Annotated in this window: 6 protein-coding genes; 5 read left to right on the forward strand and 1 reads right to left on the reverse strand. The window is 46.1% G+C overall.

The features are described 5' to 3' along the window. The first annotated feature begins 309 nt into the window (after positions 1 to 309). The 4 genes from BM607_RS00310 (at position 310) to BM607_RS00325 (ending at position 3,737) form a co-directional block, all read left to right on the forward strand. On the forward strand, positions 310 to 834 hold the full coding sequence (locus tag BM607_RS00310) for a hypothetical protein (RefSeq protein WP_140393415.1): 525 nt from the start codon (positions 310 to 312) through the stop codon (positions 832 to 834). Positions 835 to 1,641: 807 nt separating this feature from the next. Next, positions 1,642 to 2,055: a septal ring lytic transglycosylase RlpA family protein gene (locus BM607_RS00315; protein ID WP_071939238.1), complete on the forward strand. Its 414-nt coding sequence runs from the start codon at positions 1,642 to 1,644 to the stop codon at positions 2,053 to 2,055. A gap of 213 nt (positions 2,056 to 2,268) precedes the next feature. After that, a complete protein-coding gene (locus BM607_RS00320; protein WP_071939237.1) occupies positions 2,269 to 3,126 on the forward strand; it encodes a sulfurtransferase in 858 nt (285 codons plus the stop codon). Between the two features lie 98 nt (positions 3,127 to 3,224). Beyond that, positions 3,225 to 3,737, forward strand: coding sequence for a DUF2937 family protein (locus tag BM607_RS00325; protein WP_071939236.1), 513 nt, complete (start codon positions 3,225 to 3,227; stop codon positions 3,735 to 3,737). Between the two features lie 242 nt (positions 3,738 to 3,979). On the opposite strand, the gene BM607_RS00330 is transcribed toward BM607_RS00325, so the two are convergent. Next, complete coding sequence (locus BM607_RS00330; protein ID WP_071939235.1) at positions 3,980 to 5,287, reverse strand: FAD-binding oxidoreductase; 1,308 nt, start codon at positions 5,285 to 5,287, stop codon at positions 3,980 to 3,982. 236 nt (positions 5,288 to 5,523) lie between these two features. Between BM607_RS00330 and BM607_RS00335 the strand changes: the two genes are divergently transcribed. Next, positions 5,524 to 6,072: a cupin domain-containing protein gene (locus BM607_RS00335; protein WP_006080693.1), complete on the forward strand. Its 549-nt coding sequence runs from the start codon at positions 5,524 to 5,526 to the stop codon at positions 6,070 to 6,072. The last annotated feature ends 238 nt before the right edge of the window (positions 6,073 to 6,310 follow it).

The raw sequence follows: 6,310 nt of genomic DNA on the forward strand, positions 1-6,310 counted from the left end.
CATCCATGACCGAACTCACGCACTTTGTCTATTCGCCCTGCGGCAACTCCGAGGGGAGGTGTATTCCTTGGAGTTTTGAGTCGTTAGATAGCGATTCATTAGCAAAAAATAAGCGCTAAAAATGAGAAAGCTAAAACGATATCAAGTGATTACCCATCAAACTGTATAAAAAACCGCTACCGCAAAAAAGCAAATTCCTATAGCATTATTCATACCCATTTACACGGATGTGGCAGCGGCCAAGTCCAACAAGCGATTTATGCCCTGCAAACAGCGCAGCGCATAAATACTAAGACGTTAGGTGACAACATGGAATCGCGTAAGCGCAGACAGTCTCGATGGAAGCCAGGAATGGTTTATGCTGTTCCTTTATCTGACGGTTCATATGGAATTGCTCAAGCAGGTGATACCCAAGGGGAATTTGTTAATGTCATCTATGTAGCGATTTACTGTCACCGCTTCTTAGATTTACCAACATCAATTCCAGATTTGACTCGCGATTATGCAGTATCACTTTCATCAACTTGGCGTCAGGCCCTTAACCGTGGTGAATGGTTATCAATCGGAGTTGCGCCCGAAACTTTTAACTCTTCTGAATTCCCAAATGAACAGTTCGCTAAACAAGGATATGTTGGAGCCAGAACCTGTGATGCTGGAATCCTTTCGGATTTTCTATCCGCGTATCACGGCCTAATACCTTGGAACATAATGCATGATCCGAAATTTTTCGATGCATTTCTTCGCCCTGAGTCACCAAAGCCTCCATTAGCCAATGTGCTTAGCGAACAAGATCGGGAGAAGTATAGAAGGGAGGTCTGCAATATTGTCACCTAACAATCGCCATCAAAAACGCGCCCTTTGGGCGCTCGACTCGCAACAAGTTGCTCGCGTTTGTGGCGGGCCTTATCTCCATAGAAATTTTTATCCAAACTGACAAGTTAGAGCAAAAGGTCTATCACGATTTTGTCCCAAAGCTTGCTGGGTATCTCCTTCATACAGACAGATTACACTAGTGCCAAAAAGGTGAGCCATGGTGATTGGCGAGACGACCGTCCGCCCTATGGACGGGGCGGTCGAGCATTCAAGGACGGACTGGCTGCGAGTCGACGAGCGAATGCCATGGCAAGCCTGTGCGAGTGAATATTCGTAAACGCTAAACTTCTAACAACTGAAATTACTGATCCCAAACACTACTTTCCAACGCATTTCTGTTCAAAAGCGTGCTGTGTAAGGCTTTTAAATCTACAGGTCACGCTAATGCCAAAAAGGTGATCCATGGTGATTAGCGAGACGACGAGCGAATGCCATGGTAAGCCTGTGTTAGTGGATACCAGCAAACGTTAAACTGTTAATAACTAAAATTACAGGTCCCCCAAAAACTGGTCTACAACACATATATGTCTGTTTCTAAGTCAGTTTGTCCACAACCTTTTGACTTCAAACCGAGAGCATTCACCTGTAAATACGTGATTTTAGCGTGCAACTGCTGTAGCCTCGTGGAAATTTATTGTTTCTTGTTCTGATCTTTTAGGATGCAAGCTTCGAGCTTTGCCATCTAAGGTTGTTGGTTATTTTCCCCGTGACTTTTGCTGAGTTTTTTAGCTCGTCAGCAAAGCGTTCACTCATTAGAGAGGGTGTCATGTGAATGCACTTCTAAACCCAATTAGGCAGTTCAATTTCGTCAAACTAGCTGTGCTGGCATTGTTAAGTTTTTTGGCCGGCTGTTCTTCAATGCAGACGGGTGAAAATGGTAACTGGGTGGGATTCACTGAAGCTGGTCAGGCTTCCTTTTATGGGGATAAACATCAAAATAAGCAGACGGCTAGTGGTGAACTTTACAAACATAAATTAAAGACGGCAGCGCATAAAAAGTTACCCTTTGGTTCGAGCGTTAAGGTCACCAATGTTGATAATGGCAAAAGTGTGATTGTAAAAATCAATGATAGAGGGCCTTTCGTGCGTGGCCGCATTATTGATCTGTCTAAATCGGCGTTCAGTAGCATAGGCAACACTTCCTCTGGTTTGATTGACGTGAAAATAGAAGTGATTAAGTAGCGGCTATTTTGAAAAGGATTATTTCGAAAGGGCTTTCTCGAAAAGCTATCTTGAAACACTGTTTCGCTGCAATCTAATGATGGAGCACATAAAATCGAGTCGACGTTTTTGAATAAAATCCCAAAGCAGACAATTTGTTAAGCCGATATTTGGGCTTTACGGCATTTGGTGAGAGACTAGCGGCAGACTTGGATAACAGTAAAAGGACCCGCTATGGAATACCCACTTGTTAGTACGCAGTGGCTCGAAGCACACCTCACCGATCCCCATTTAGTCTTGCTCGATGCCAGTATGGAAACCGTTATTGGTAAAGAACCTCTGGTTTACGATGAGCCTATTTGCATTCCGCGCTCACGTCGATTCGACTTGGAAAATGTGTTTTGCGATAAGACTTCAACTCAAATCCATGCCTTGCCGACGTTTGAACAATTCAGCCAAGGGATAGCGCAACTTGGGATTGAGGCCGACAGTGTTATCGTTATCTATGATAACCAAGGCATTTATTCATCTCCACGGGCGTGGTGGACCTTTAAAGTCATGGGCTTTAATCGAGTCTATGTACTCGATGGTGGCTTGCCTCAGTGGATTGAAGAAGACCGCATCACCTCATCGCGTTATCAAGCCGAAGGCGTCGATTACGGCCCGACGGATATCGATACTTTGGTGGATGTGCTGCAATACCACCCTGAGCTTGTGATGGATGCCGAGGCCGTGTTATCACGTATCGAAGATGCCGAAACCGCGATTGTCGATGCCCGTGGTGCGCCACGCTTTTTAGGCCAAGTGAGTGAGCCGCGCCCAGGTGTGCGCTCAGGGCATATTCCTCGCTCGGTTAACTTACCCTTCGCTCAAGTGCTTGATGGCAATAAAATCAAAACGACCAGTGAATTACAGGCTATTTATCAAGGTTTAGCAGCGGACAAGTCCGCACGGATATTTAGCTGTGGCTCTGGGATTACGGCGTGTATTTTGATCTTGGCTTCAGTTGCGGCAGGGCATACACATCCCATCCTCTATGATGGCTCGTGGGCGGATTGGGGCAGTCGTACCGATTTGCCAATTGAGTGCTAATTGGGTAGTTATTGATTGAGTCAGTACAGTTTTGAGCATTATGTCATTGCAGTGTCGTAACCGCTGCGTTGTTTGGCTAGATCACCAAGGAGGATCCCTTGATTGGCAGATTGATTGATAAGTTGGTTTTTGGGTTGATTCTTGTGATTGCCTTGCAGTTGCCGCAACTGGCTGATCATTATCAGCAATTTCTCGCTGGACTCTATGCATCGACCCAATGGCAGGTAGAAGGCTACGAGGCAACGGCTAGGGAATATCATTATGCCGATGCTGAGGCAATGATTGCCCGTCACCAGCAAAATAAGGAGCCAAGCGTGCGTGCCGACGCCGAGCAAAAGGTGCAGACAATCGCGCTTTATAAAGAGTTAACACAGGGCTTGGCGATGTTTAACACGGGCAATTTGTTTGAAAAAACTGCCTATATGTTTAACCCCGTTCGCTTTGATTATCTGGAGAAAACCGTCAGTAACTTTAAGCCTGGAATACCTTTAACCACCAGTGGGATTGGCTTTGGGGTTGTGGTGGCGTTAGTCGTGCATTATCTCGGGTCTATCCCTTTTATCCTGTGGGCAAGGCGTCGAAAGCGGCAGAGATTAGCGAGAGCAAATTAGCTTTTAAAAGTTGTTATGCTTGTTAGAACGCGGCGATCTCTTAGGCGAGGCTTAGCGTTGTTGCAGCCCTAATTGTAAAGAATGACTTGCAGTTGAATGACTCGTATCTAAATAGCGAGTGGTTAAATGGCTCGCGCATATGACAATGATGCCCATCTGATTGTTTATCCGATGGGCATCATGCGTGATGTCTTAAAACCAGCCCTTAAAATCTGTTCTTAAAAAGTGCTTAAAATAAGCCTTTAAAACAAGTCTTTAAATCTGTGATACAGCATGCCAGCCGCGAGCATAGGCGAGCGGAATGTCGGGCCGCCGGGGAAGGTCATGTGTTTGATTTTAGCGAACACATCGAAGTGTCCCGCCTGTTGGCAAATAGCCTCGGCCAGTAGTTTTGCCGCCATGTGAGTGGCATTCACGCCATGTCCTGCATAGGCTTGGGCGTAGAAAATATTATTGGCATCGGGCAGGCGACCAATTTGTGGCATACGGTTCGCCCCAATACCTATCATGCCGCCCCATTCATAATCGATGCGCACGCCTTTTAACTGCGGGAACACCTTCTCCAGATTCGGTCTCAGCGCCGCTTCAATATCTCTGGGATCTTTACCTGAGTAAGTACAAAGGCCGCCAAACAGCAGTCGACGATCTGCGGATAAGTGAAAGTAATCTAAGGCAATTCGCATATCGGCGAAGGCCATATTCTGCGGGATAATGCTTGCGCATTGGGCCTCAGTTAAGGGCTCTGTCGCCAATAAATAACTGCCAGCGGGCAACACTTTGCCCCCAACAAAACTGTTAAGTTTGTGGCCAATATAGGCATTGCCAGCCAGAACTAAGTATTGGCAAGTGACTTCGCCCTTGGTGGTCATGACCTTAGGTTTAGCGCCTTGAATGATTTTTTCGGCGGCGCTGTATTCAAACAACTGCGCGCCCAGATTACGGGCGACGCGTGCCTCACCCAGAGCAAGGTTCAGCGGGTGTAAATGGCCGCTGCCCATATCAACCAGCGCACCTTGATAAAAATCTGAGCCTATGACTTCACCTAATTGCGGCTTAGTTAACAGCTTGATTTCTTGCTGATAACCCATGGCCTTGAGTGCGCTAAATTCTTCTTCAAGCTCATCCATGTGACGAGGTTTAACTGCTAAGTCGCAATAACCCATTTGCAGATCGCAGTCGATACTGTGTTCTTGTATGCGATTTCGCACAATTTCGACGGCTTCAAAGCCCATCTGTTGGATTGCTTGAACACCTTCAGTGCCTATTTCACTGTGAAATTGCGCAGGGTCATGGCCTATGCCGCGAATGAGTTCGCCGCCGTTTCGCCCCGATGCGCCCCAGCCAATACGCTTGGCTTCTAATAGAATGACACTCATGCCGCGCTGTGCGAGTTCTATGGCGGTATTGATACCGCTAAAGCCGCCGCCCACTATGCAGACATCAGCACTGATATTGCCTTCGAGTTGTGGGTGCGCGTAAATTTCTTTAGCAGTATCAACATAATAAGAGTGTGGGTACTGTTCGCTGTGCACTGGAGGTTTGCTTGCCATTATGGCTCCAAAAAATTGTTTTTATTGTAAATTGGACTTGTCTCAGTATACTCATCACACTTTTAACATGACGCAAAAAAGTGTTCGTTTTATTTAACACGCTTTTTATGTAGAATACAATGAAAGCAGTAAAACACGCGCTTTTTGGGCGAAAATGCGTTCTGGATGGTGTTTATCCTGAACAACCTGTTCGTCATCTATCGGGGTTGACCCGAGCCTTCAGGGGGATGTGAAATTTGGATATTGGAGCCAGCCTCAAAACTGTTCGAAAAATGAAAGGCTTATCTCAACGAGAATTGGCCAAACGTGCTGGTGTGACTAACAGTACGATTTCAATGATCGAGAAAAACAGTGTTAGCCCGTCAGTCAGCTCTCTAAAAAAAGTGCTGTCGGGTATCCCGATGTCTTTAGTGGATTTTTTCTCCATTGAAGCCTCTGCGGATAGTGAGCAAAAGGTCGTCTATCGATCCAATGAATTACTGGATATCGGCACTGGACCACTTGAATTTAAACTGATCGGCCGTGATTATCCGAATCGCGCTATGTCAGTGATGAGTGAAATTTATCCGCCCGGTTCAGATACGGGTGAAGAAATGCTGAAGCACGAAGGTGAAGAGGCTGCGATGGTGATCGAAGGTAAATTCGAACTCACTGTGGGTGATGAAGTGTATATTTTGGAAGCGGGTGACAGTTACTACTTTAATAGTGAAGTGCCCCATAGATTCCGCAATCCCTTTGATGAACCTTGCCGTCTGGTGAGTGCGACTACGCCTGCGAACTTCTAGTTAAGTCATCAACTTACCCTATTATTCAACATATTAGGCCACTTATTCACTAGAAGTGAGTGGCGTAATACTGTTATTCAACACAACTGCGGATTTATACCAATCACATTAAATATCTAATCAGTTCAGAGCCTCACCGGCATTTCAATCCAAGGCGCATTGACGCAGAAATGGTCATTCCCTTTTAAGTCAATGCAACACGGGAGTGGGATGCCTGTGAGGCTCCCGAAGGGCGGGT

Source organism: Shewanella sp. SACH, assembly GCF_001887095.2.
Classification (GTDB): domain Bacteria; phylum Pseudomonadota; class Gammaproteobacteria; order Enterobacterales; family Shewanellaceae; genus Shewanella; species Shewanella baltica.